The sequence below is a fragment of the Hydrogenophaga intermedia genome, from assembly GCF_000723405.1.
Classification (GTDB): Bacteria; Pseudomonadota; Gammaproteobacteria; order Burkholderiales; family Burkholderiaceae_C; genus Hydrogenophaga; species Hydrogenophaga intermedia.
Window position 1 is genome coordinate 1 of sequence record NZ_CCAE010000062.1, and the last position, 25,374, is coordinate 25,374.

Annotated in this window: 25 protein-coding genes; 13 read left to right on the forward strand and 12 right to left on the reverse strand. The window is 68.5% G+C overall.

Annotated features, from left to right (window positions below; genetic code table 11):
* Positions 1 to 50: 50 nt before the first annotated feature.
* From BN948_RS22255 to BN948_RS22265, 3 genes are all read right to left on the reverse strand, one after another.
* Positions 51 to 1,670: a hypothetical protein gene (locus tag BN948_RS22255; protein ID WP_138820291.1), complete on the reverse strand. Its 1,620-nt coding sequence runs from the start codon at positions 1,668 to 1,670 to the stop codon at positions 51 to 53.
* 47 nt (positions 1,671 to 1,717) lie between these two features.
* Positions 1,718 to 2,182, reverse strand: a complete 465-nt coding sequence (locus tag BN948_RS22260; protein ID WP_009518506.1) for a type III secretion system chaperone family protein — start codon at positions 2,180 to 2,182, stop codon at positions 1,718 to 1,720.
* A gap of 120 nt (positions 2,183 to 2,302) precedes the next feature.
* On the reverse strand, positions 2,303 to 3,112 hold the full coding sequence (locus BN948_RS22265) for a helix-turn-helix domain-containing protein (RefSeq protein WP_035623969.1): 810 nt from the start codon (positions 3,110 to 3,112) through the stop codon (positions 2,303 to 2,305).
* A 112-nt stretch (positions 3,113 to 3,224) separates the two neighbouring features.
* Here BN948_RS22265 and BN948_RS22270 point away from each other — a divergent pair, with 112 nt between their 5' ends.
* From BN948_RS22270 to BN948_RS22295, 6 genes are all read left to right on the forward strand, one after another.
* Positions 3,225 to 3,638 (forward strand): hypothetical protein, encoded by a 414-nt coding sequence (locus BN948_RS22270; protein WP_009518504.1) that lies wholly within the window; start codon positions 3,225 to 3,227, stop codon positions 3,636 to 3,638.
* Between the two features lie 117 nt (positions 3,639 to 3,755).
* Positions 3,756 to 6,482 carry an aconitate hydratase AcnA gene (gene acnA, locus BN948_RS22275; protein WP_009518503.1) on the forward strand — a complete coding sequence of 909 codons (2,727 nt, stop codon included), beginning with the start codon at positions 3,756 to 3,758 and terminating at the stop codon, positions 6,480 to 6,482.
* Between the two features lie 56 nt (positions 6,483 to 6,538).
* Entirely contained in the window at positions 6,539 to 7,453 is a 915-nt protein-coding gene (locus BN948_RS22280; protein ID WP_009518502.1) for a S1C family serine protease, read from the forward strand.
* Between the two features lie 29 nt (positions 7,454 to 7,482).
* Positions 7,483 to 8,484 (forward strand): AAA family ATPase, encoded by a 1,002-nt coding sequence (locus tag BN948_RS22285; RefSeq protein ID WP_009518501.1) that lies wholly within the window; start codon positions 7,483 to 7,485, stop codon positions 8,482 to 8,484.
* Between the two features lies 1 nt (position 8,485).
* Positions 8,486 to 9,526: a DUF58 domain-containing protein gene (locus BN948_RS22290; protein WP_009518500.1), complete on the forward strand. Its 1,041-nt coding sequence runs from the start codon at positions 8,486 to 8,488 to the stop codon at positions 9,524 to 9,526.
* A complete protein-coding gene (locus BN948_RS22295) occupies positions 9,523 to 10,602 on the forward strand; it encodes a VWA domain-containing protein (protein ID WP_009518499.1) in 1,080 nt (359 codons plus the stop codon). Before BN948_RS22290 ends, BN948_RS22295 begins: the two co-directional genes overlap by 4 nt.
* Here the strand turns inward: BN948_RS22295 and BN948_RS26800 are convergent, their stop codons facing one another.
* Positions 10,603 to 11,478 (reverse strand): hypothetical protein, encoded by an 876-nt coding sequence (locus tag BN948_RS26800; protein WP_009518498.1) that lies wholly within the window; start codon positions 11,476 to 11,478, stop codon positions 10,603 to 10,605.
* A gap of 141 nt (positions 11,479 to 11,619) precedes the next feature.
* Between BN948_RS26800 and BN948_RS22310 the strand changes: the two genes are divergently transcribed.
* From BN948_RS22310 to BN948_RS22320, 3 genes are read left to right on the forward strand one after another with little or no spacing between them, the layout of a single operon-like run.
* Positions 11,620 to 12,834 (forward strand): FAD-dependent monooxygenase, encoded by a 1,215-nt coding sequence (locus tag BN948_RS22310; protein WP_009518497.1) that lies wholly within the window; start codon positions 11,620 to 11,622, stop codon positions 12,832 to 12,834.
* 20 nt (positions 12,835 to 12,854) lie between these two features.
* Positions 12,855 to 13,841, forward strand: coding sequence for a Bug family tripartite tricarboxylate transporter substrate binding protein (locus BN948_RS22315; protein ID WP_009518496.1), 987 nt, complete (start codon positions 12,855 to 12,857; stop codon positions 13,839 to 13,841).
* 53 nt (positions 13,842 to 13,894) lie between these two features.
* Positions 13,895 to 14,584 carry a hypothetical protein gene (locus tag BN948_RS22320; RefSeq protein WP_009518495.1) on the forward strand — a complete coding sequence of 230 codons (690 nt, stop codon included), beginning with the start codon at positions 13,895 to 13,897 and terminating at the stop codon, positions 14,582 to 14,584.
* 6 nt (positions 14,585 to 14,590) lie between these two features.
* On the opposite strand, the gene kynA is transcribed toward BN948_RS22320, so the two are convergent.
* From kynA to BN948_RS22350, 6 genes are all read right to left on the reverse strand, one after another.
* Entirely contained in the window at positions 14,591 to 15,442 is an 852-nt protein-coding gene (gene kynA, locus BN948_RS22325) for a tryptophan 2,3-dioxygenase (RefSeq protein WP_009518494.1), read from the reverse strand.
* Positions 15,443 to 16,723 (reverse strand): kynureninase, encoded by a 1,281-nt coding sequence (kynU, locus tag BN948_RS22330; RefSeq protein WP_009518493.1) that lies wholly within the window; start codon positions 16,721 to 16,723, stop codon positions 15,443 to 15,445. It lies immediately after the preceding gene.
* Entirely contained in the window at positions 16,720 to 17,349 is a 630-nt protein-coding gene (kynB, locus tag BN948_RS22335; protein ID WP_009518492.1) for an arylformamidase, read from the reverse strand. Before kynB ends, kynU begins: the two co-directional genes overlap by 4 nt.
* Positions 17,350 to 17,442: 93 nt before the next feature.
* Complete coding sequence (locus BN948_RS22340; protein ID WP_009518491.1) at positions 17,443 to 17,757, reverse strand: YkgJ family cysteine cluster protein; 315 nt, start codon at positions 17,755 to 17,757, stop codon at positions 17,443 to 17,445.
* 4 nt (positions 17,758 to 17,761) lie between these two features.
* Entirely contained in the window at positions 17,762 to 18,715 is a 954-nt protein-coding gene (gene argF / locus BN948_RS22345) for an ornithine carbamoyltransferase (RefSeq protein WP_009518490.1), read from the reverse strand.
* Positions 18,716 to 18,723: 8 nt separating this feature from the next.
* Complete coding sequence (locus BN948_RS22350; RefSeq protein ID WP_009518489.1) at positions 18,724 to 19,923, reverse strand: aspartate aminotransferase family protein; 1,200 nt, start codon at positions 19,921 to 19,923, stop codon at positions 18,724 to 18,726.
* Positions 19,924 to 20,193: 270 nt separating this feature from the next.
* On the opposite strand from BN948_RS22350, the gene BN948_RS22355 reads away from it, so the two are divergent.
* On the forward strand, positions 20,194 to 20,517 hold the full coding sequence (locus BN948_RS22355; RefSeq protein WP_009518488.1) for a DUF3579 domain-containing protein: 324 nt from the start codon (positions 20,194 to 20,196) through the stop codon (positions 20,515 to 20,517).
* A 126-nt stretch (positions 20,518 to 20,643) separates the two neighbouring features.
* On the opposite strand, the gene rpsT is transcribed toward BN948_RS22355, so the two are convergent.
* Positions 20,644 to 20,940, reverse strand: coding sequence for a 30S ribosomal protein S20 (gene rpsT / locus BN948_RS22360; protein ID WP_009518487.1), 297 nt, complete (start codon positions 20,938 to 20,940; stop codon positions 20,644 to 20,646).
* 119 nt (positions 20,941 to 21,059) lie between these two features.
* On the opposite strand from rpsT, the gene murJ reads away from it, so the two are divergent.
* From murJ to BN948_RS22375, 3 genes are all read left to right on the forward strand, one after another.
* Complete coding sequence (gene murJ / locus BN948_RS22365) at positions 21,060 to 22,625, forward strand: murein biosynthesis integral membrane protein MurJ (protein WP_009518486.1); 1,566 nt, start codon at positions 21,060 to 21,062, stop codon at positions 22,623 to 22,625.
* Between the two features lie 31 nt (positions 22,626 to 22,656).
* Complete coding sequence (locus BN948_RS22370) at positions 22,657 to 23,514, forward strand: SirB1 family protein (RefSeq protein ID WP_009518485.1); 858 nt, start codon at positions 22,657 to 22,659, stop codon at positions 23,512 to 23,514.
* 119 nt (positions 23,515 to 23,633) lie between these two features.
* Positions 23,634 to 24,254 (forward strand): NAD-dependent epimerase/dehydratase family protein, encoded by a 621-nt coding sequence (locus BN948_RS22375; RefSeq protein ID WP_009518484.1) that lies wholly within the window; start codon positions 23,634 to 23,636, stop codon positions 24,252 to 24,254.
* 18 nt (positions 24,255 to 24,272) lie between these two features.
* On the opposite strand, the gene purM is transcribed toward BN948_RS22375, so the two are convergent.
* Positions 24,273 to 25,304 carry a phosphoribosylformylglycinamidine cyclo-ligase gene (gene purM / locus BN948_RS22380; RefSeq protein ID WP_035623966.1) on the reverse strand — a complete coding sequence of 344 codons (1,032 nt, stop codon included), beginning with the start codon at positions 25,302 to 25,304 and terminating at the stop codon, positions 24,273 to 24,275.
* Between the last annotated feature and the right edge of the window lie 70 nt (positions 25,305 to 25,374).

Genomic DNA, 25,374 nt, shown 5'->3' on the forward strand with positions numbered 1-25,374 from the left:
TGGCCTACATCGGTGCAAAGTAGCAGTCCAAATGAGCCGCTTGCGGCCGGTCAAGATGGGTTGACTGGACGCTCACCGCTCAGTAGTGCGTCTATCCGTTGCTGTCGCGCGTTCTCGACCGCACCCGATCCATCCTGGTTGTCGAGCATCAAGGCGATTCCCCGCTCGGAGTCCGCAATGATGGCGCGTTGCTTGGCCAGATAGTCGTCAATGAGCTTGTTCTTCAGGTATTGACGATAGGGTTCTGGTTGCTGGTTTTCGTAGAGCACGCGCTCGGCTGATTCATGTTCCGTGAGCGGCCGGCCTTCTTCGGAGGCGAGCGAATTCTGAAACTGTGTTGTCTCGATGTTCACGTACTGTAGTTCGTCGGCGGTCAAAGTACTGTGGTTTTGGATCAACTCCTGCAGTTGCGCCGACGTGCTCAATGGGGTCTTGGTGGGTTGCTGGAGTTGCGGTTTTGTGGAGGCTGATTTCGTTTGATTTTCAAGCTCTGCGAGCAATGCGAGAAGCTCGCCGTCTAGTTGAGAGGGTGACTTCTCGGTCGATGCGGTCGATGCGGACATGTTTTCCGTGACGTCCAAGGTGACGGACTTGTTTTCAGAATTCGCCGAGCTTGTTGAGTCGTGGTCGAGAAGCTTGTCGACCACATCACTATCGACGGAATATTGAAGTTCGTCCAGCTCTTTGCCCTGTTGCTGCAGCGCCTTCACCTCTGCGTCGAAATTCTCCGTGATGGGCTCGGTCTCATTCTCCTGCAATTGCTTGTGAAACTCGCCCAGTTCCGCATCCACACCCTTCAGGTGGGGGTTGTCCAGATCCCATTGAATCTGAAGCAATTCTCTGTCCAGGTCCGCTTTCGACACCGGACCCACTTTTTCAAGTGCTGCTCGCAAGCCCTCAATGATCTGATCCTGCTGGGCTTGTGTGGGCAGTTGTTTCACTTCTCGCAGCGCTCGGCGTAAATTCACCGGCGCCGCCCGGCTGGACCGCACCGAAAAGGTGTCATCGGCGGCCGGCGACGCGTCACCGTCGGCCAGCGAGGCCAGCGCCTTGGCTTCCTGGCTGTGCTGCGCCAGCAACTGCTCGGTCTCGTGGGTCAACTCTTGTGCGCGGGCTTCGCATTCCTTGATGGCGCCGCCGAACAGGCCCCTCAGATAGCTGAAGCTGTTGGGCGGCAGCTTGCACTGCGGGTCGGCGAGGGCGTTGTCCAGAATGGCGAGGCATGTGGCGTACAGCACCACTTGGGTGGTGGCGGCCAGCGTCGACTTCTGCAGCGCGGCAATAGCGGGGTCCTCGGAGAATTGCACGGTGGGCTGCGCAGGCCCCGGCGGCGTGTTGGCCGGTGGGGTGACGGGCTCGGACTCTTCGCTGGCTGTATCCGCTTCGCGACTGCCATCGTCAACGGACGACTCGCTATCAAATTGCAGTTGCGACGGAGCGCTCTTGCTCTTGCTCTTGGTTTGGGAGGTGTCTTCACGCTCGCACGTGGTGCCTAGATTTGTGTCATCGCTCAACCCTTGCGGCTCGCCCGAGAAATCATAGTCAGCGATGGTCCAGGGTTTCGCCGGCGAGGTGGGCACCCCATTCTTGGGGGCACCGCCGCCGGGGGGGCGGTACAGGGGGTTGTTCGTGCCTGAAATTGAAGACGAGCCGACTTTTTTGGAGTTCATGAGGGATCCGTTGGAAGCGCTTGGGGGCGAAGAGGGCAAGAAGGAATTCAGGCTCGCAGGCCGGCGTGCTGCAAGGCATCGGCATGCGGCTGGCAATCAAATCTGGCGGTGGTGTCGCGCAGCTCGCGCCGCCAATCCAGCACTTGCTGCACGGTGTCGCGCATCAGGCGCGCCAACCACGCTTCGGGCCGGGCATCACCTCGCAGTGGCGTGGACGTGAGGCACACCAGTGTGGTGTGCCGCCTGGGATGGAAGCCGAAACGCAAGTTGGGGTGGTCGGCGGTGCTGAGCTGCAGCGCCAGCAGGTGCTCGTGCACCGCGGCGCGCTGGGTGTCGGGAAATTTCGCGATCTCCGCCAGCAGCAGGAAGTGCGGGCGCGGCGCCTTGTGCTGGATTTCGATGTGCACGCCGTCAAGGGTGACGGTGTGGCCCTTGCCCAGGGCGTACGGGTCGGGCAGGCTGAGTTCGAGGCTGGCGCGGTGGCAGAGGGTGGCGAGTTCGTCGGCGTTCATGGGCGGGACCGGCGGTGGAGGTTCCGCGTGAGTGGCCTCGCCGGATGGGCGGTTCCGGTCCCTCGCCTTTGCTAACTCAATCGAACGGCCGAGTGCGCCTGGATCGTCAAGGTTTGCTGATCAGGCCATCTGCGCCAGCGCCCTCAGCCGCTCGGCCGTTTCCTCGTCGGCGGGGAAGAAGGTCTCCAGCGCCAGTTCCTGCAAGGTGATGTCCACCGCTGTGCCGAACACGGTGGTGGTGCTCACCAGGTTCAGGACGCCCAGCGGCGTCTCGAAGCGGAAGGGCATGAGCACGCCCAGGTGCTCGCCCGGCAGGGCGTGGTGGCCGTCGCCCTCCGGATGGGGCAGGCCGCGCAGTTCCTCCGCCAGTTCGGCCAGGCCGCTGTCGCCCGTGGTGGCGATTTGTTGGCGCAGGCGCTCCAGCAGGTGTTCGCGCCACTGCGGCAGGTTGTGGATGCGCGGCGCCAGGCCTTGCGGGTGCAGGCTCAGGCGCAGCACGTTCACGGGCGGCTGCAGCAGCTCGGGCTCGATGCCCTGCAGCAGCAGGGGCACCAGGCGGTTGTGCATCACCAGGTTCCAGTGCCGGTCCATCGCCAGCGCGGGCCAAGGCTCGTGCGCGTCCAGGATGCGCTGCACGGCGGCGCGCGCCGCGGCCATTGCCGGGTCGTCGAGCGCGCGTTCGCGGTACATGGGCGCGAAGCCGGCCGCCACCAGCAAGGCGTTGCGCTCGCGGGGCGGCACCTGCAGGCGTTCGGACAGGCGCATCACCATCTCGCGGCTGGGGCTGGCGCGGCCGGTTTCCACGCAGCTCAGGTGGCGCGTGGACACCTCGGCCTGCAGGGCGAGCTCAAGCTGGCTCAGGCGGCGGCGCTGGCGCCAGTGGCGAAGGTGGTCGCCGAACGGAAGGGGGGTGGCGTGGTGGGCGTGCATGTGGCGCATGGTAGGCCGGGCGGCGGCGGTGGCCATGACCTGGCAGGTCATGGACCCGCTGCGGGGTGGCCGACACCATCGGTGCCATGTTCAACCCCTCAGGAGTTACACCATGAGCCTCTCGAACCTGCACCTGTCCACCACCAACCTGCGCCGCGTGCTCGCGTTGGACGCCATCTCGGGGGCCGGTGCCGCCGTGCTGCACCTGGCCTTCGCCGGGTCGCTGGCCACGTGGTTCGGCCTGTCCGAGGGCCTGATCACCGCCGCTGGCTGGGCGCTGCTGGCTTATGTGGCCTTGTCCACGATCCTGGCACGCCAGGTGATGCCGGCGCGCGGCCCGCTGATGGTGCTGATCATCGGTAACGTGATCTGGGGCATCGGATGCCTGGCCATCGCCTGGGGCGGTGACAGCGGCGTGACAGCGCTGGGACAGGCCTACCTCACGGTGCTGGCGGTGGCCGTGCTGGCCCTGGCCGACCTGGAGTTCCTGGGCTGGCGCGCGCCGGCCGCGCGCCTGGCGGTCTGATCGGTCTGATTCCAGGAGGCGCCCACGGGGCAAATCGGCCCCCGCCCTTGCGGTGGCGCCAGAAGATCGCAGAATGGCCGTCGACTCAGAACAGCCACGATCTTCAGGAGCCACCGCATGGACGCCCCCACGAGCTACACGCACCCCTTCGCCCAGACCGTCAAGACCTTCTCCCCCAGCGCCGGCAAGACAGGCCGGCTCTACTCATTGCCGGCGCTGGCGCGCGAATTCCCCAATGTCAAGCGCCTGCCGCACTCCATCCGCATCGTGCTGGAAAGCGTGCTGCGCCACTGCGACGGCGAGCGCGTGACGCGCGAGCATGTGGCGCAGCTGGCCAACTGGCAGCCCAACGCGCCGCGCACCGACGAGATTCCCTTCACCGTGGCACGGGTGGTGCTGCAGGACTTCACCGGCGTGCCGCTGCTGGCCGATCTGGCCGCCATGCGCAGCACGGCCCAGCGCCTGGGGCGTGATCCCGGGCGCATCGAACCGCTGGTGCCGGTGGACCTGGTGGTGGACCACTCGGTGATGGTGGACCACTACGGCACCAAGGACGCGCTGGACCTGAACATGAAGCTGGAGTTCAAGCGCAACCTGGAGCGCTATGGCTTCATGAAATGGGGCATGCAGGCCTTCGACACCTTCGGCGTGGTGCCGCCGGGCTTCGGCATCGTGCACCAGGTGAACCTGGAGTACCTGGCGCGCGGCGTGCACCTGCGGGGCGGGCTGTACTACCCCGACACCCTGGTGGGCACCGACAGCCACACCACCATGATCAACGGCATCGGCGTGGTGGGCTGGGGCGTGGGCGGCATCGAGGCCGAGGCCGCCATGCTCGGTCAGCCGGTGTACTTCCTCACGCCCGACGTGGTGGGCTTCGAGCTCACCGGCCGCCTGCGCGGCGGCGTTACCGCGACCGACCTGGTGCTCACGGTCACCGAGATCCTGCGCCAGCACAAGGTGGTGGGCAAGTTCGTGGAGTTCTTCGGCGAAGGCACCGCCTCGCTCACGCTGCCCGACCGCGCCACCATCGCCAACATGGCGCCCGAGTACGGTGCCACCATGGGCTTCTTCCCGGTGGACGAGAAGACGCTGACCTATTTCCGCGGCACGGGCCGCAGCGCGGCCGAGATCGACGCTTTCGAGGCCTACTTCAAGGCGCAGGGCCTGTTCGGCGTGCCGCAGCGCGGCGACATCGAGTACTCGCAGGTGGTCACGCTGGACCTGGGCACCGTGGCGCCCAGCCTGGCGGGCCCCAAGCGCCCGCAAGACCGCATCGAACTGGGCGACGTGTCGCGCCGTTTCACCGAGCTGTTCGCCGCGCCCATGGAGCAGGGCGGCTTCAAGCAGCCGCCCACCAAGCTGGCGCAGACCTTCCCCACCGGCCAGGGCGTGGACGTGAAGAACGGCGACGTGCTGATCGCCGCCATCACCAGTTGCACCAACACGAGCAACCCGGGCGTGCTGCTGGCCGCCGGCCTGCTGGCGAAGAAGGCGGTGGAGAAGGGCCTGACGGTGAAGCCGCACATCAAGACCTCGCTGGCGCCAGGCTCGCGCATCGTCACCGAATACCTCACCAACACCGGCCTGCTGCCCTACCTGGAAAAGCTCGGCTTCGCGCTGGCGGGCTACGGCTGCACCACCTGCATCGGCAACGCAGGCGACCTCACGCCCGAGCTCAACGCCGTCATCACCGAAAACGACCTGGTGTGCGCGGCGGTGCTCTCCGGCAATCGCAACTTCGAGGCGCGCATCCACCCCAACATCAAGGCCAACTTTCTGGCCAGCCCGCCGCTGGTGGTGGCCTACGCCATCGCGGGCAATGTCACGGTGGACCTCATGACCCAGCCCGTGGGCCAAGGTCGCCAGGGGCAAGCCGTGTACCTGGGCGACATCTGGCCAAGCAGCGACGAGATCCACGCGCTGATGAAGAGCGCCATGAACGGCAAGGCCTACCGCGACAACTACGCGCGCGTGAAGACCGAGCCCGGCGAGCTGTGGGAGCAGATTCCCGGCCTGAGCGGCACCACCTACGACTGGCCCACCAGCACCTACATCGCCGAGCCGCCGTTCTTCCAGGGCTTCACCCTGAACGACACCGACGGCGCGCGACCGGTGAGCGTGTATGGGGCGCGCATCATGGCGCTGTTCGGCGACTCCATCACCACCGACCACATCTCGCCGGCGGGCAACATCAAGGCCTCGTCGCCGGCGGGTCTGTGGCTGCAGGCGCACAAGGTGCTGCCGGCCGACTTCAACAGCTACGGCGCGCGCCGCGGCCACCACGAGGTGATGATGCGCGGCACTTTCGCCAACGTGCGCATCAAGAACCTCATGATCCCGCCGCTGCCCGACGGCACGCGCGAGGAGGGCGGCTTCACGCTGCACCAGCCTTCGGGTGAGAAGCTGCCCATCTACGACGCCGCCATGCGCTACGTGCAGGCCGGCGTGCCCACGGTCATCTTCGCGGGCGAGGAATACGGCACTGGCTCCAGCCGCGACTGGGCGGCCAAGGGCACGCAGCTGCTGGGCATCCAGGCCGTGGTGGCGCGCAGCTTCGAGCGCATCCACCGCAGCAACCTGGTGGGCATGGGCGTGCTGCCGCTGCAGTTCAAGCCGGGGGATTCGTGGGAATCGCTCGGGCTGCGCGGCGACGAGACGATCGACGTGGTGCCCGACCCGGGTCTGCGACCGCAGAGCGACGCCACGCTGGTGATCACCCGGCCCGACGGCCAGCGGCGCGAGATCGCGGTCACCTTGCGCATTGACACCCCCGTGGAGGTGGACTACTACCGCGCCAGGGGAATTCTCCCGTACGTGCTGCGGCAATTGTTGACCGCTTGAGCCGGTCACCGCATCGCGGCATCATGTGACCCACGGAATCTTCGTCGGGGGTCGCGATGCGAAAGACAGCGAAGTACAGCCCCTCGCGCCGCCCGGCCCAAGCGGTCGATGCGGTGCCGGGGGCGGTGGTGGCCGAACCTGCCGCCCAGCCACGGCCGGCGCGCCGCTGGCGCACCGCTTTGGCGCAGGGTGCCGCCAACCCGCGGGTCATGTGGGCGGCCATCGCCCTGCTGAGCGTCGCGCTCATCGCGGCTGTGTGGCAGCGCCAGGCGGGCGGCGGCGCGCCGCTCACGCAGAAGGACATCGACGCCGCTGTGCTGCGCACGCTCACCACGCAGGTGATGCCCTCGCCGGCGGCGCGCGCGGCCGAGAAGATCCGCCCCGCCGTGGTGCGCGTGTTGTCCTACGGCAAGGACGACAAAGGCAAGGAGTCCGAGCAGGGCGTGGGCACCGGGGTGGTCATCGTCGACAAAGGCATCATCCTGACCAACCTGCACGTGGTGCAAGGGGCTGACCGGCTCAAGATCACCTTCGCCGATGGCAGCGAATCGGGTGCCACCGTCACCGGCGCGCAGCCCGAGAACGACTTGGCCGTGCTGCAGGCCCAGACCATTCCCGACGACTTGATCGCGGCCACCATGCGCTCCACCGGCGACCTCGTGGCCGGCGACCAGGTGGTGGCGGTCGGTTTTCCCTTCGGCATCGGTCCGTCGGTGTCGGCGGGGGTCATCTCCGGCTTCGACCGCGAGTTCAAGTCGCCCGAGGGCAAACAGGTCATCGGCAACCTGATCCAGTTCGACGCGGCGGCCAACCCGGGCAATTCCGGCGGCCCACTGGTCACCATGGACGGTGAGGTGGTCGGCATCGTCACCGGCATCCTCAACCCCACCAACGCCCGCACCTTCGTGGGCATCGGTTTTGCCGTGCCCATCGAAAGCGCCGCCAGCGCCGCCGGCCTGCCCCCGTTCTGATCCCCTTCACCCACCCTTCGGAGCCCTTCATGAGCGACACCAACGCCCCCGAAACCGCGCAGCTCATGGAGCAGATCCTGTACGAGGTCAAACGCGTCGTCGTCGGCCAGGACCGTTTCCTCGAGCGCGTGATGGTGGCGTTGCTCGCGCAGGGCCACCTGCTGGTGGAGGGCGTGCCCGGCCTGGCCAAGACACTCACGGTGAAGACGCTGGCCGACGCCGTGCAGGGCCGCTTCAAGCGCATCCAGTTCACACCTGACCTCGTGCCCGCCGATCTGGTGGGCACGCGCATCTACAACCAGAAGACGGGCGACTTCGGCACCTCGCTGGGCCCGGTGTTCGCCAACCTGCTGCTGGCCGACGAGATCAACCGCGCGCCGGCCAAGGTGCAGAGCGCGCTGCTGGAGGTGATGCAGGAGCGGCAGGTCACCATCGCCGGTGAATCGCACAAGGTGCCGCGCCCCTTCGTGGTGATGGCCACGCAGAACCCGATCGAGACCGAGGGCACCTACCCGCTGCCCGAGGCCCAGGTGGACCGTTTCATGATGAAGGTGCTGGTGGACTACCCCACCGACGAAGAGGAATACGTCATCGTCGAGCGCGTCACCGGACCCGCCGTGCAGGTGAACGCGGTGGCCACCACCGACCAGCTTGCCGCGCTGCAGGCGCAGTGCCGCGAGGTGTATGTGGATCCGTCGCTCGTGCAGTACGCGGTGCGCCTGGTGTCGGCCACGCGCAACCCCGACAAGCACGGCATCAAGGACATGGCCACGCTCATCACCTTCGGCGCCAGCCCGCGCGCCACCATCGGCCTGGTGGAGGGCGCGCGCGCCCTGGCCATGCTGCGCGGACGCAGCTACGCGCTGCCCGAGGACATGGTCGACCTGGTGCCCGACGTGCTGCGCCACCGCGTGGTGCTGTCGTACGAGGGCCTGTCCGAGGGCCTCACGAGCGATGCGCTGATCGCACGGATCATGAAACACATTCCGCCGCCGGCCCGCCCGCTGGAAGCGGAAAAGCGGGCGGCCTGACATGTTCAAGCGCCTGTTCGGTCGCAGTCCTCCTGCCTCCAGCGACGCGGCAGTGAAGGCGCCGGCCGCGCAGCGCGCCGACGCCCTGTTGCGCCGGCTCGAATGGACCGTGCTGCGCCGCCTGGACGGCCTGCTGCAGGGCCACTACCGCACGCTCATGCGCGGCAGCGGCCTGGACCTGGCCGACCTGCGCGAGTACCAGTTGCACGACGACGTGCGCCACATCGACTGGAACGTCACCGCGCGGCTGCAGCAGCCGCACGTGCGCGTGTTCACCGAGGACCGCGAGATGGCGGCCTGGTTCCTGCTCGACCTCAGCCCTTCGGTGGACTTCGGCTCGGGCGAGCAGCGCAAGAGCGACGTGCTGCTGCAGTTCACCGCGGTGCTGGCGCGTCTCATCGCCGGCCAGGGCAACCGGGTGGGTGCCATGGTGTACGGCTCGCGCGGCCGCGCGCGCGTGGAGGCGATGCTGCCCGCGCGCGGTGGGCGCAACCATGTGTTGCGGATCATGCAGATGCTGATGCCGCGTCCGGCCACGAAGGAACCCGTGCCCACCAATGAGGCCGCCACCCGCCTGGGCGATCTGCTGCGCAGCGCGGTCTTCACCGTGCGCCAGCGCAGCACCGTCTTCGTGGTGTCCGACTTCATCACCCAGCCCGGCTGGGAGAAGCCGCTGGGCGAACTCGCGCGTCGCCACGACGTGGTGGCCGTGCGCCTGGTCGACCCGCTGGAGCTGGACCTGCCCGACCTGGGCCTGATCCCCATCCGCGATGCCGAAACGGGCGAACAGATCGTCGTCGACACGCACGACAAGGGCTTTCGCCAGCGCTTCGCGCGCATCGCCGCGCAGCGCGAGGCGCAACTGCGCGAGAGCCTGGCGCGCGCCGGCGTCGACACGCTCGAACTCGCCACCGACGAGGACCTGGCCGACGCGGTGCTGCGCTTCGTGGACCTGCGCGAGCGTCGCGTGCGCCACGGTGCGGGCGGGCGACCCATGCCCACGCAACTGCCCCGCCGAACCCGAGAAGGAGTGCGAGCATGAACGGATTCGACCTGCCGCCCGTCACCTTCCTGTGGCCGCAGTTGCTGTGGCTGCTGCTGGCCCTGCCGCTGCTGGTGCTGCTCTACGTGTGGCTGCTGCGCCGGCGCAAGCGCACGGCACTGCGCTACGCCAACCTGTCCATCGTGCGCGAGGCCCTGGGCAAGGGCCCGGGCTGGCGGCGCCACGTGCCACCGGTGCTGATGCTGCTGTCGCTGGCGGCCATGCTGCTGGCCGCGGCGCGGCCCATGGCCAGCATCACGCTGCCATCCACGCAGCAAACCATCATTCTGGCGATGGACGTGTCGGGCAGCATGCGCGCCGAGGACGTGCAGCCCAACCGTCTGGTGGCCTCGCAGAACGCCGCCAAGGCCTTCCTGGCCGAACTGCCGCGCCACGTGAAGGTGGGCATCGTGGCCTTCGCGGGCTCGGCGCAGGTGGTGCAGCCGGTCACGCTCAGCCGCGAGGACCTGGTCACCGCCATCGACAAGTTCCAGCTGCAGCGCGCCACCGCCATCGGCAGCGCCATCGTGGTCTCGCTGTCCGAGCTGTTCCCCGACCAGCGCATCAGCCTGACCGACATGACCTACAGCCGCAACACCGACCCGTTCGCGCCGCGCGGCCGCTCGCTCGACCAGCCGCGCAACACCGAGGAGAAGGCCTTCCAGCCCGTGGAGCCCGGCTCCTATGGCTCGGCGGCCATCATCCTGCTCACCGACGGCCAGCGCACCACCGGCGTGGACACGGCCGAGGCCGCGAAGATGGCGGCTGACCGTGGCGTGCGCGTGTACACCGTGGGCGTGGGCACGGTGGAGGGCGAGGTCATCGGCTTCGAGGGCTGGTCCATGCGCGTGCGCCTGGACGAGGACACGCTCAAGGACGTGGCGCGCACTACCAAGGCCGAGTACTTCTACGCCGGCACGGCCGAAAACCTCAAGCAGATCTACCAGTCGCTGAGTTCACGGCTCACGGTAGAGAAGAAGGAGACCGAGCTCTCAGGCCTGTTGGCGCTGGCGGCGGCGGCGCTGGCGATCGTGGCGGCGGCACTGTCGCTGGCGTGGTTCAACCGCATCCTCTGATCACTGGCGCTTGATGGAGCGGTTCAGCAAGGCAGCGAAGGCGTCCTGGATCGGCCCCGGCTGCTGGGCCAGGCCGGCCCATGTCGATCCCTTCAGCTGATACTCGTCCTCTCGTGGGTAGGTTTGCAGCGCATTCAATGACTGGCTTATTGCATCCACGCAGATCTTCGGCAGCGTCAGCGAGTTGGCGCAGTAGTACAGCAGCATGGTGAGCGCCAGGTGGCCCGCAGCGGCGGTCAGCGGGGCCTGCTGGCGCTGCAGCAGCACATTCAACATGCCGGCGAAGCCCGGGGCCTGAAGCCTCTCCAGGGTGGTCCCATTGATCTGCGACGCGGAATCGCATGCGGTGATGATTGCGAAGGCGGCGACGGTGGGCTGGTCCTGCTCGCGCTGCAGAAGCGCCGCGTTCTCCCGCATGAAGACTTCGATCGTGCGCGCGGGCCCCCACTTGGACAATTCCTCGTGGTCGGGTGACGGGTCGGACGTTGGGCCAGGCGCAGCGTTGGAAACATGGGACTGCGTCTGTGTCCATTGCTGCTCCTCGAGTCGATACTGCTCGCAGACAGCGTTGTATTCCATCGCGGCCGCCAGGATTTTCAGATCCAGCTGCTCTTCGGGTGGTTGGGTTTGTTGTGCGCAAAGAGCGTCGTGGTTCGCCTTGAGTCGCATGGCCAGTTGGTAGATGTCGTCGAGCCGGCGGCGATGCGCCGCCGATGGATCGGAGGCCGGCGAAGGGTAGGTCGGCGTTTGCTCGGGGGCAGGGGCGCCAGGTTTTTCGGACTGAGCGCTGGCCGTTTGAATAGGGCCTGAGTAGTCGAACCGGCGAGAGTCGTTGATGTATATCGAGTCATCTGTGCCGGAAGTGGTTCGTTTCATGGATCGAGGGCGTGGTGGATGGGCGTCATCGGCGCCGAGGCAGTGACGCGCTTGGAGCGGCGGCGATGAGTCATCGCAGGCGAGGCGTGGTTCCTTCTCCCATACGAAGCGCGCGATGCATCACCGATACCATCGCCCTCCATGAACCTCCCCCTGCTCGTGGCTGGCGCCGGCATCGGTGGTCTGGCTGCAGCCCTGGCTCTTGCGCGCCAGGGTCATCCGGTCACCGTGCTCGAACAGGCGCCCGCCTTCGGCGAAATTGGCGCCGGCCTGCAACTGGGCCCCAACGCCGTGCGCGTGCTGGCCGACTGGGGCCTGCTGCCGGCGCTGCGCGAGGCGGCGGCGTTTCCCGACGCCTTGCATGTGCGCGACGCGCGCAGCGGGCGCGCGCTCGGTCAGCTGCGCCTGGGAAAGGCCACCGTGACGCGCCACGGGCAGGCCTACGCCTGCATTCACCGGGCCGACCTGCACGCGCTGCTGCAAGGCGCTGCGGCGGGCGAGGCGCAGGTGTCGTGGCGGCTCGGGGCGCGTGTCGAGTCCTGGCAGATCAGCGAAGGCGGCGTGTCGCTCACGCTGGCCAGCGGCGATCACCTGGCGGGCCAGGCCCTGATCGGTTGTGATGGCCTCTGGAGCCGCGTACGCCACGCGGGATTCGACCACTCGCCGCCCCGGCGTACCGGTCACCTCGCGTACCGGGGCTTGGTGCCGGCCGCGGCCTTGCCCGAGGCCATGCGCGCCAATCAGATCGGTGTGTGGCTGGGCCGGCAACTGCACGTGGTGCACTACCCGGTGCGTCGGGGCGAGGCGATCAACCTCGTGGCCGTGGTGCACGGCGAGCCCGGCGCTGCGGACGCGAGCAATTGGTCGCAGCCGGCGGAGGCCGCGGAGCTGCGGGCCGCCCTGGGCACCATCAGCGCCCCGCTGGCCGACTGGCTGGCGGCCGTGCCCGGTTGGACGCGCTGGGTGCTGCACGACCGCGATCCGCTGCGCGGCCCCGCCGATATGGCGCGGGGCCCGGTGGCGCTGCTGGGCGACGCCGCCCATCCCATGCGCCCCTATCTGGCTCAAGGCGCGGCCATGGCGCTGGAAGACGCCTGGGCCCTGGGCCACCTGGCGCAAGGCGCGGCGGGGGACGATTGGCCCGAGCGGCTCGCCCGCTACGCGCAGGCGCGTTGGGCGCGCAACGCCCGCGTGCAGCAGCGCTCGCGCCGCAACGGGCGCATCTTTCACGCCAGCGGCGCGCTGCGCCTGGGCCGCGACTGGGCCATGGCCGTGCTGGGCGAGCGCTTGTTGGACAATCCCTGGCTCTATGCCGGCCCGGGCGAGCCACCTTCGATCGGGCGCCCGAGCCCCTGACAACACCACCGGAGACCGACATGCCCCTGAAGCCCATCAACCGCCGCCAAGCCATTGCCACCGGTGCCGCGCTGGCCGCCGCCACCGCCGTGCCCCTTGCTTGGGCCCAGCCGGCGTGGCCCAGCCGCCCGCTCAAGATCGTGGTGGGCTTCCCCGGTGGCTCCTCGCCCGACCTGATGGCCCGCACCCTGGCCGACCCGCTGCAGGGCCTGCTGGGCCAGCCGGTGGTGATCGAGAACCGCCCCGGTGCTGGCGGCAACGTGGCTGCCGCGCAGGTGGCGCGCGCCGACGACGACCACACCATCGGCCTGATGATCAACGGCAACATGACGATCGCCAAGATCCTCAACCCCGCCACCACCTACGACCCGCTCACCGATCTCACGCCGGTCTCGCTGATCGCCGTGGCACCGCTGCTGTTGGCCGGTGCCCCTGGCACGCCGACGGATCCGCGCGCCTTCCTCGACGCCGCGCGCAGCAACGGCGACAAGTGGAACTACGGCACCCCGGGCATCGGCACGGTGGCGCACCTGGGCATGGAGCTGCTCAAGTCGCGAGCCGGCCTCGGCGCGGTGCACGTGCCTTACCCCGGCAACCCGCAGGTCATGGCCGCCATGGTCGGCGGGCAGATCCAGATGTCGCTGCTGCCGCCGGGCCTGGCCATGGCGCAGGTCAGGGCCGGCAAGCTGCACGCCATTGGGGTTACTTCAGCCGGTCGCAGCGCCGTGGTGCCCGACGTGCCCAGCCTGGCCGAAGCGGGGGTAAAGGACTTTTCGCTCGAGATCTGGAACGCGGTGGCCGCACCCAACAGCCTGCCCAAGGCGCACGTGAACCGCCTGGCCACGCTGCTGACCGAGATCGTGCGCCGCCCCGACGTGCGCGAGAAGATCCTCAACCAGGGCTGGGCCGTGGCCGGCACTTCGCCCGAGGGCCTGGCGCGGCGCATCAAAGCCGACACCGCCGCCATGGCCGACGTCATCAAACGCAACAACATTCGCCCGAGCTGATCTAAGCTTCCGGATCCGCCCATGCCGATGGGTGGACGACAAAGGAGGCGGTCATGGGTGCGTACGACGACACCGTGCCCGGCCCGGTGGGCTGGACGACCGAGAACGCCCGAGAGCGGGCGCACGACGTGGCGGACACCTTGCTGGCCCAGGCCCGCGAGTCCTTGTCCGTGGGTGACACCGAAGGCGCCACGCAGCGCTTCCTGCGTGCAGCCAGCCTGTTTTCCGCGCAGGGGCTGTCTGGCGACGCCGAGGCGGCCCGGCTGGCGGCCGTGGCCGCCCTCATGAACCACGATCCCCGACGGGCCGACGAGTTGTGGCAGGACCTGGCGTCCATCGGCGACAGTTCGGGTGCCGGGGCCGCGCGGCGTGGTCTGCTGGGGGCGCGCCTGTCGCGCTCGCTGGGCGAGCGCGCCGAGGCGCTGGAGCGTCTGGACATGGCGCGCCGGGGCGCACTGGAGGTGCGCGACGCCATCCACTACCTCGACGCCGTGAGCCAGGCGGCCGCCGTGCACGTGGAACGGGGCGAGCACGCGCAGGCCTACGAGATGCTCGCCATGGGCTGGACCACCCTGGCGCACCTGGTGGGGCGCGACGCCGCTGCCCGTTGGGTGCGGCCCCTGATGCTGGAGTTGCGCGCGGGCCTGGGCGACGAGGCCTTTCGGCGCGCACGCGCCGAGTGCGAGCGCGCCTGGCAGGGGCCTCCCAGCCCTGTGGACAGCTTGCGCGGGCCGCTCCTGTGACGCCGCTCAGAGATCGGTGCGCAGGCGCCAGATCTCGGGAAACAGCACCACGTCGAGCATCTTGCGCAGGTAGCTCACGCCGCCCGTGCCCCCGGTGCCGCGCTTGAAGCCGATCACGCGCTCCACCGTGGTGACGTGGCGGAAGCGCCAGAGGCGAAAGCTGTCCTCCAGGTCGGTGAGCTCCTCGCCAAGCTGGTACAGGTCCCAGTGGGCCTTGGGGTCGCGGTAGACCGTGAGCCAGGCCTGTTCCACGGCTTCGCTGGCCTCATAGGGCTGGGTCCAGTCGCGTTCGGTGTGGCTGGCGGGAACGGGCAGGCCGCGGCGCGCGAGCAGGCGCAGGCACTCGTCGTAGAGCGAGGGCGCTTCGTAGGCCGCCTGCACCGTCGCCGCGCGTTCGGGGTGGTGCGCGTGCGGCTTGAGCATGGCGGCGTTCTTGTTGCCCATGGCGAACTCGATGCAGCGGTACTGATGGCTCTGGAAGCCGCTGGACTGCGCCAGGTAGGGCCGCAGCGCGCTGTACTCGGGCGGCGTCATGGTGGCCAGCACGTCCCAGGCGTGCACCAGCTGCTCCATGATGCGGCTCACGCGGGCGAGCATCTTGAACGCTGGCTGCAACTCGTCGCGCGCGATGTGGGCGATGGCCGCGTGCAGCTCGTGCAGCATCAGCTTCATCCACAGCTCGCTGGTCTGGTGCTGCACGATGAACAGCATCTCGTCGTGCGCGGGCGACAGCGGCTTCTGCGCGTTGAGGATGGCGTCGAGCTGCAGGTAGTCGCCGTAGCTCATGTCGCGGCTGAAGTCGAGCTGGGCGCGCTCCTCGCGCACCACGTCCTCGGGGCGTTGGGTGGAGTCGCTCATTCAGGTCACCGCGTGCTGGCGCTGGAATGCGGCGCCTTGCCACTCGCCGGTCTCCAGCACCTGGCACAGGTGTTCGACGGCGTTCCACACGTCCTCGAAACCCACGTACAGCGGCGTGAAGCCGAAGCGCAGGATGTCGGGGTGGCCCGCGCCGTCGCCGGCGCGGTAGTCGCCGATGACGCCGCGCGCGATGAGCGCCTGGACGATGGCGTAGGCGCCTTCCGTTTTCGACAGGCAGACCTGCGAGCCGCGCCGGGTGTGTTCGCGCGGTGTGACCAGCGACAGGCCGTGCCCGGCGCAGCGTTCTTCCACCAGTGCGATGAAGAGATCGGTGAGCGCCAGCGACTTGCGCCGCAACGCGGCCATGCCACCCAGGGGCTCGGCCGCCAGCACGCTCTGCACGCCGCACTCCAGCGCGGCCAGGCTGATCATGGGCTGCGTGCCGCACTGGTAGCGCACGATGCCGGCGGCCGGCTGGTAGTCGGGCGTGAAGGCGAAGGGCTTGTCGTGGCCCCACCAGCCGGCCAGCGGCTGCCAGCAGCGGTCGGCATGCTTCGGGTTCACCCACACGAAGGCCGGCGCGCCCGGGCCGCCGTTGAGGTACTTGTAGCCGCAGCCCACGGCGAAGTCGGCGTCGGCGCCCGTCAGGTCCACCGGCACCGCGCCCGCGCTGTGCGCCAGGTCCCACACCACCAGCACGCCGGCCTCGTGCGCGGCCTGGGTCACTGCGGCCATGTCGTGCATGGCGCCGGTGCGGTAGTTCACGTGCGTGAGCATCAGGATCGCCAGCTTCTCGTCCTTCAACGCCTCGGCGATCTCGTGCGGCTCCACCAGCACCAGCTCCCAGCCCTTGTCCTTGCACAGGGCCTCGGCGATGTACAGGTCGGTGGGGAAGTTGCTGCGCTCGCTCACGATGCGCCAGCGGCCGGGCTTCGTCTCGGCGCTGATGCGCAGCGCGGCGCTGAGCGCCTTGAACAGGTTCACGCTGGTGCTGTCGGTGGCGATGGTGGTGCCCGGCTCGGCGCCGATCAGCCGCGCTATCAGGTCACCGACCTTGCGTGGCATCTCGAACCAGCCCGCGCTGTTCCAGCTGCGGATCAGGTCGCGGCCCCATTCGGTGGTGACCACCTCGGCCACGCGCGCGGGCGCCGAGCGCGGCATGGCGCCGAGCGAATTGCCGTCGAGGTAGATGGTGTTCGCGGGAACGTCGAACAGATCGCGCAGCGCGCGCAGCGGGTCTTGCGCGTCGAGCGCGCGGCAGTCTTGCTGTGTGGTGGTCATGGCAGGGAACGAAGCACCGCGCGCACGGGTGAGGCGTCGGCGGTGGTGAGCTTCAGGGGCAGGGCAATGAGTTCGTAGTCGCCCTCGGGCACGTCGTCGAGCAGCAGGTTCTCCAGCACGCGCAGGCCGCGGCGGCGGATCACCTGGTGGCTGTCCAGCGTCTTGCTGCTGGCGGGGTCGATGCTGGCGCTGTCGATGCCGATGAGCACCACACCGAGGTCGGCGAGGCGCTCCACGGTCTCGGGGGCGAAGGCGGGCAGGTCGTTGTCGAAGGTGTCTTGTGGCATGCGCGCGTAGGTGCGCACGAGCACGCGCGGCGGCACATCCTTCATGGCGTGCTCCAGGTGTTCGAGCCGCACCAGGGGGCCAACGCCGATGGCGTGGATCACGCGGCACGGGCCGATGAAAGTCTCCAGCGGCACCTCGCCGATGGGCGCGCCCGCCGGGTCATAGTGCAGCGGCGCGTCGGCGTGCGAGCCCACGTGCGGCGAGAGCGTGATCGCGCTGACGTTCACCGGGCAACCGGGGCCGATGCTCGCGACCCACTGCTGCGCATACGCGGTGTCACCGGGAAAGACGGGTGCGCCCGCGTGAACGGGAGGGGAAATGTCCCAGAGGGTTTTCATGGCGCGGCGAAGGTAGCACCGCAAAAATACCCGTGGTGTCGGTTATTGCCAACAGGTGACGGAAAACTTCAGACCTGAAATGTCGGGCCGGGTTCAAGCCGCTTCGCCGAGCGGCGGCAGGTGGTGCCGTGCGCGGGCGCGGCTACAGGCGTCGCTGCCTTCCTCGAATTCCCGGCAGGGCGAGGGTCGCCACTCGTAGATGCCGCACGTGGCCTTCACGCCGACCTTGCCCGTCAGCGCCGCGCAGCGGGGCGGCGAGTGGTCGGTGCCGCGCATGCGCAGGGTGCTGTGGTTGACCTCGACCGCGAGGCCGCCCGGCACGCTGCCGCCCATGTCCTCCGTCTCGTGGATGGAGAAGTCCACGCGAAAGCACGCGCAGCAGGCGCCGCAGCTCGTGCAGGCGGACATGGCCTCAGGCCACGCGGCCGAGCAGCAGGTACTCCATCAGGGCCTTCTGCGCGTGCATGCGGTTCTCGGCCTCGTCCCACACCACGCTCTGCGGGCCGTCGATGACGTCGGCGGCCACTTCCTCGCCGCGGTGCGCGGGCAGGCAGTGCATGAAGAGGGCATCGAGCTTGGCCAGCTTCATCATGGCCTCGTCCACGCACCACTGCGCGAAGGCCTGGCGGCGGACCTCGTTCTCGGCCTCGAAGCCCATGCTGGTCCACACGTCGGTGGTCACCAGATCGGCGCCTCGGCAGGCCTCGCGCGGGTCCTTGAAGGCCTTGTAGCAATTGCGGTCGCTGATGCCCGCGAGCACGGGGTCGACCTCGTAACCGCCGGGCGTGCTCACGTGCACCGTGAAGCCCAGCAATTCGGCCGCTTGCAGCCAGGTGTTGGCCATGTTGTTGCCGTCGCCCACCCAGGCCACCACCTTGCCGCGGATCGCGTCCAGCGGCTGGCCGCTCGGTGCAGGCCGGTACTCCACCAGCGTGAACAGGTCGGCCAGGATCTGGCAGGGGTGGAATTCGTTGGTCAGGCCGTTGATGACCGGCACACGCGAGTGCGCGGCGAAGCGTTCGATCTTGGCCTGCTCGAAGGTGCGGATCATCACCAGGTCGACCATGCGGCTGATCACGCGCGCGCTGTCCTCGATGGGCTCGGCGCGGCCGAGCTGGCTGTCGCCCGTGGTGAGGTGCACCACCGAGCCGCCCATCTGGTACATGCCGGCCTCGAAGCTCACGCGCGTGCGCGTGCTCGCCTTCTCGAAGATCAGGGCCAGGGTGCGGTCGGGGTCGGCGAAGGGCTGGTACTTCTCGACGGCCTTGAACTTGCGCTTGATGAAAGCGGCGCGCTCGAATAGGTGGCCGTACTCCTCGGCGCTCAGGTCCTTGAACTGCAGGTAGTGGCGAATCGTCGTCGACATGGGCGCGCTCACTCCGCCAGGAAGGCCTTGATCAGGGGCACCAGGATGGCGGCGATCTCATCGGCTTCGGCCGTGCTGAGGATCAGCGGCGGCACCAGGCGGATCACGCTGTCGGCGGTGACCGACAGCAGCAGGCCCGCGTCGGCCGCGCGCTGCAGGATCACGCCGCAGGGCTTGGCGAGTTCGATGCCCAGCATGAGGCCCTGGCCGCGGATTTCCTTCACGCCGTCCACGCCGGCCAGGCCCTTTTCCAGCGCGGCGCGCAGGTGCGCGCCCACACGCTCGGCGTTGGCCAGCAGGCCTTCTTCTTCCATGATGCGGATGGTCTCGACGCCTGCGCGCATGGACAGCGGGTTGCCGCCGAAGGTGGTGCCGTGGTTGCCCGGCTGGAAGATGTTGGCCGCCTTGGGGCCGGCCACCACCGCGCCGATGGTCACGCCCGAGCCCAGGCCTTTGGCCAGGGGCATCACGTCGGGCACGATGCCGGCCCACTGGTGCGCGAACCACTTGCCGGTGCGGCCCATGCCGCACTGCACCTCGTCGATCATGAGCAGCCAGTCGCGCTCGTCGCACAGGGCGCGCACGTCCTTCAGGTACTGCGCACGCATCGGGTTGATGCCGCCTTCGCCCTGGATGGTCTCGAAGAACACGGCCACCACGTTGGGGTTGTTGGCCGTGGCCTTCTTCAAAGCCTCGATGTCGTTCGCAGGCACGCGCACGAAACCCTCCACCAGTGGCCCGAAGCCGGCCTGCACCTTGGGGTTGCCGGTGGCCGACAGCGTGGCGATGGAGCGGCCGTGGAAGGCCTTCTCGTAGACCACGATCTCGGGGCGCTCGATGCCCTTGTCGTGGCCATACTTGCGCGCCAGCTTCAGCGCGGCCTCATTGGCCTCCAGGCCGGTGCTGCAGAAAAACACGTTCGTGAGGCCCGAGCGCTCCACCAGCATCTGCGCCAGGCGTTCCTGATCGGGCACGTGGTAGTAGTTGCTGCTGTGGATCAGCTTGGCGATCTGGTCCTGCAGGGCGGGCACCAGCTTGGGGTGGCCGTGACCCAGGGTGTTGACGGCGATGCCGGCGAGCCCGTCGAGGTATTCCTTGCCGTTGGTGTCCCACACGCGGCAGCCCCGTCCGTGCGACAGCGCGATCGGCAGGCGACCGTAGGTGTTCATCACGTGGGGCGAGGCGACGGGTTTCAGCGCGGCGTTCATGCGGGGACTCTCCGATTGCGGGCCAGAAAAGAAATCGGCTCAACGCCTGCGGGGCAGGGTGGAGCCGTTGAAGCGCGATTGTAGGCACACGTTTTGCGCCGGATCGATGACGGCTGGGCATCGGTGCCATGCCCCCGGTCTGGGGTCGCTGGGCCGTCACAAGTCTTATATAAGATAGAATTCTTGGCTGCCCTCCCGGCCGGCGATCCCGGTCGTCGCGATGGCCCGATTCCTGCACGAGCCCACCATCCGAGGCTTACCCTCCACCCGATGGCCGCACCCACCCCCAAGCAAGTTTTCATCCAGGGCATCACCCGCGATGGACGCACCTTTCGCCCCAGCGATTGGGCCGAACGCCTTGCCGGGGTCATGAGCGGATTTCGCCCCGGCGGCGTGCAGCCGGGCAGCCACCTGAGCTACTCCCCCTGGTGCGTGCCCACCGTCATCAACGGCGTCAAGTGCGTGGTGGTGAACGGTGATCTGCGCGAGGCCGAGCCCATGGCCTGGGATTTCTGCCTCAACTTCGCGCGCGACAACAACCTGCAGGTGGCGGAGGCCTGCCTGCTGCCCGAACCTCCCCCGAAGAAGGCCTGATCCCGAGCGGGCAACAAACGATCAGGCAACAAAAAAGCCGTCTTGCGACGGCTTTTCTGCTTTTGCTGGCAGCGCACCCGATTCAAACGGCAGGCCCCGAGGGGCCCGGGCGGCTGGTGGTGGGGATCAGGCCGCGGCGGCCAGACCCTTGACCTTCGCGGACAGGCGGCTCTTGTCGCGAGCGGCCTTGTTCTTGTGGAAGATGCCCTTGTCGGCGATGGTGTCGACAACGGCCTGCATCTTGGCGAACAGCTCGGTCGCCTTGGACTTGTCGCCGGCGACGACGGCCTTCTCGACGTTCTTCACCGCGGTGCGGTACTTGGAGCGCAGCGAGCTGTTGGCGGCGTTGAGCTTGACGTCCTGGCGGGCGCGTTTGCGACCGGACGCCAGGCGGGGGTTCTTTTTCTTCGGCTTGGTGGCCATGGTGTATTCCTTAGGTGTTTGTGGATGTTGCCAGCAAAGCCCGCGATTATAGCCCGGTGCCTCCCGCTCACCCAGGTGATCTGTCGGGCGCCGGTTAGGAGCCGCTTACACTGTGCGCCGTGTCGCTGTTCAAGTCCGCTTCCCTCGTCTCCCTGCTGACCCTGGCCTCGCGCATCACGGGGCTGGTGCGCGAGTTGCTCATGGCGGCCACCTTCGGCGCCAGCGCCCTGACGGACGCCTTCAACGTCGCCTTCCGCATCCCCAACCTGCTGCGCCGGCTGTTCGCCGAAGGCGCCTTCAGCCAGGCCTTCGTGCCCGTTCTGGCCGGCACACGCGCGCAGGAGGGCGACGAGGCCACCCGCCGCCTGATCGACCAGATCGCCACCGTGCTGGCCTGGGCCCTGCTGGTCACCTGCGTGCTGGGCGTGCTGGCCGCGCCGCTGCTGGTGTATGCCATGGCGGCCGGCCTGAAGCAGTCGCCCGAAGGCTTCGAGGCCGCCGTGGTCATGACGCGTTGGATGTTTCCTTACATCGGCTTCATGTCCTTCGTGGCGCTGGCGGCCGGCATCCTGAACACCTGGAAGCGCTTCGCGGTGCCGGCGGCCACGCCGGTGCTGCTCAACCTGGCCATGATCGGCGCTGCCTGGTTTGGCGCGCCCTGGTTCGAGCGCCTGGGCATCCCGCCGATCTATGCCATGGCCGGCGGCGTGCTGCTGGGCGGCGCCCTTCAGCTGGGCGTGCAGATCCCGGCGCTGCGGCGCCTGGGCCTGTGGCCGCGCGTGCGGCTGGGCTGGGGTTCGCTGAAGGCGGCCTGGGCGCATCCCGGCACACGCCGCGTGCTCACCCTCATGCTGCCCGCGCTGCTGGGCGTCAGCGTGGCCCAGCTTTCCCTGCTGATCAACACCCAGATCGCCTCGCACCTGGCCGTGGGCAGCGTGAGCTGGCTCACCTATGCCGACCGCCTGATGGAGTTCCCCACGGCCTTGCTGGGCGTGGCCCTGGGGGTGGTGCTGTTGCCGCAATTGTCGGCCGCACAAGCTGCTGGCGACAACGAGCGCTACAGTGGCCTGCTCGACTGGGGCCTGCGTCTGGTGGTGCTGCTGGCGGTGCCCAGCGCGGTGGCGCTGCTGACCTTTGCGCAGCCGCTGGTGGCGGTGCTGTACCACTACGGCCGCTTCGGCGTGGCCGACGTGCAGCAGACCTCCATGGCCCTGATGGGCTACGGGGCGGGGCTGATCGGGCTGGTGGCCATCAAGGTGCTGGCGCCGGGGTTCTACGCCCGCCAAGACATCCGCACGCCGGTGAAGATCGCCATCGGCGTGCTGGTGCTCACCCAACTGCTCAACGTGGTGCTGGTGCCGCACCTGGCGCACGCCGGGCTTGCGTTGGCCATTGGCCTGGGGGCATTGGTCAACGCGGCCTTCCTGCTGATCGGGCTGCGCCGGCGCGGAGCCTACAAACCGGCCCCGGGTTGGGCGAAATTCGGCCTGCAGGTGCTGGCGGCCAGCGTGCTGCTGGCGGTCTACCTCACCTGGCTGTCGGCCCGCGTGGGCTGGCTGGGTTTCGAAGGTGCTGCACTGCAGCGTGTCGGCCTGCTGGCGTTGGGTATCGTGGGGGCTGGCGCGCTGTACTTCGGGGCCTTGGTTCTCTCGGGCTTGAACTTGCGGCAGTTCGTCCGACAATAGACCGTCCCGCGCCCGCTCTCGACCCTTTTCCATGCCGCTCACGTTCGAGTTCACCGCGCCCACGCCCCTGAGCTACTTCGCGTCGCTCGTGCGTGACGACGAGGCCTTGCCGCTGTTCGAAGCGGCCGCCTCGGTGGCGCAGGACGAGTACCCCGACCTGGACGTGCAACAGGTGTTGGGCGACGTGGACCAGATGCTCGCGCGCGTGAAGCGCCGCTGCCCGGAGGACGCCGGCCCGCTGCAGCGCCTGCGCGTGCTCAACCAGTTCTTCTTCCGCGACATGGGGTTCGGCGGCAACGTCAACAACTACTACGACCCCGACAACAGCTACCTGAACGCCGTGCTGCGCACGCGCCGAGGCATTCCCATCTCGCTGGCGGTGCTGTGGCTGGAACTCGCGCAGGGCATGGGGCTGAAGGCGCGTGGCGTCAACTTCCCCGGGCACTTCATGATCAAGATCAACCTGCCCAACGGGCAGGTGGTGATCGACCCATTCACCGGCCAGTCGCTCAGCCGCGAGGATCTGTCGGAGCGGCTGGAGCCGTACAAACGCCGCAACGGCCTGATCGACGACTTCGACGTGCCCGTGGGCCTGTACCTGCAGGCCGCCACGCCGCGCGAGATCCTCGCCCGCCTGCTGCGCAACCTGAAGGAGATCCACCGCACGCAGTCCGACTGGCTGCGTCTGGTGGCCGTGCAGGACCGCCTCATCGTGCTGCTGCCCGAGGCCTGGGTTGAGTTCCGCGACCGCGGCCTGGCCTGGGCCGAGATCGGCGACCTGCGCCTCGCGGTAAACGACCTCGAAACCTTCGTCGACCACACCGACGACGCGCTCGAGCGCAGCGCGATCGAGCAGCGGCTGCAGACCCTTCGGCGCGCGATGAATTGAGCGCCTCCGCCGTATCGGCGTGTAAGCGCTGTTGACGCGCGGCCAGAGCTGCAACGAACATTCACCGGGAACCGTGGCCCGCCGGGCCCGGAACCGGAGCCTCGTTCTTGAAAACACTCATGATCGCGGGCGCCACGGGCCTGGTCGGCAGCCACGCGCTGCGCCAGGCGCTGGCGCACCCGCAGGTTCGGCTGGTGGTGGCGCCCACCCGGCGCGCCTTGCCCACCCACCCCAAGCTGTTGAACCCCGTCGTGGACTTCGAGCGCCTGCCTGAAGACGCGGAGTGGTGGGGTGTCAACGCGGTGATCTGCACCATCGGCACCACCATCAAGACCGCGGGTTCGCGCGAGGCCTTCTACCGGGTGGACCACGACCTGCCGCTGCGTGTGGCCGAACTGGCGCTGCGCCAGGGCACCCAGGCCTACGCCTTCAACTCGGCCCTGGGCGCGGACCTGCGCTCGCGCGTGTTCTATTCGCGCACCAAGGGCGAGGTCGAGCGGGACCTGCTGGCGCTGGGTTATCCCTCGCTCACGCTGGTGAGACCGGGCTTGATCGGCGGCGAGCGCGTGGAGGACCGGCCGCGCGAGCGGCTGTTCGTGCGCATCAGCGAGGCGGTGCGGCCGGTGTTGCCGCGCCGCTGGCGCGTGGTGCCGGCCGAGGCGATCGCACGCACACTGCTGGAATCGGCGCTGACCGCGACGCCCGGCGTGCGGGTGGTGATGTCCGAAGACATCACCTGAGGGCGGGCAGGGCGGCCGTCAGGCCACCACCACCGGCGCGCCGTTGCCGCGCGGCGCGATGCGGCCGATGGCGTGCACCGATTCGCCCAGACCGCGCAGCGTGGCGGCACAGGCCGCGGCCTGGTCGGCGGCGATCACCACCACCATGCCGATGCCGTTGTTGAAGGTACGGTTCATCTCGATGTCGTCGATGCCCGCCGTCTTCTGCAGCCAGGCGAACAGCTCGGTCTGCGGCCAACTGCCTTTGACGAGGTGCGCGGCCAGGGCGCCGGGCAGCACGCGGGGGATGTTCTCCAGCAGGCCGCCGCCCGTGATGTGGGCCAGGGCCTTGACGGGGTGCTGTTGCAGCGCGGCCAGCACGTTCTTCACGTACAGGCGCGTGGGTTTCATCACCGCCTCGCGAAAGGGCAGGCCATCCAGCGTGGCGGGCAGGTTCGCGCCCGCGCGCTCGATGCACTTGCGCACCAGCGAGAAACCGTTGGAGTGCACGCCATGCGAGGCCAAGCCCAGCACCACGTCGCCCGCGGCCACGTTCTTGCCGGTGAGGATCTTCGACTTCTCGACCGCGCCCACGCAGAAGCCGGCCAGGTCGTACTCCCCGGCGGGGTACATGCCGGGCATCTCGGCCGTTTCGCCGCCGATGAGGGCGCAACCGGACAGTTCGCAGCCCTTGGCGATGCCGCCGACCACAGCGGCGGCGGTGTCCACGTCGAGCTTGCCGCAGGCGAAGTAGTCCAGGAAGAACAGGGGCTCGGCCCCCTGCACCAGCACGTCGTTCACGCTCATGGCCACCAGGTCGATGCCCACGGTGTCGTGCATGTTCCACTCGAAGGCCAGCTTGAGCTTGGTGCCCACGCCGTCGGTGCCGCTCACCAGCACCGGCTCTTTGTAGCGCTTGGGCACCTCGAACAGGGCGCCGAAGCCGCCGATGCCGGCCAGTACGCCCTCGCGCATGGTCTTTTTCGCCAGCGGCTTGATGCGCTCGACCAGGGCGTCGCCCGCATCGATGTCGACGCCGGCGTCTTTGTAGGACGTGTCTCTTATACACATTTGACGCTGCCGACGAGCTACTCTGTGTATATGTCGGTGGTTGGGGATTGATTGTGAAACAACTAAGTGC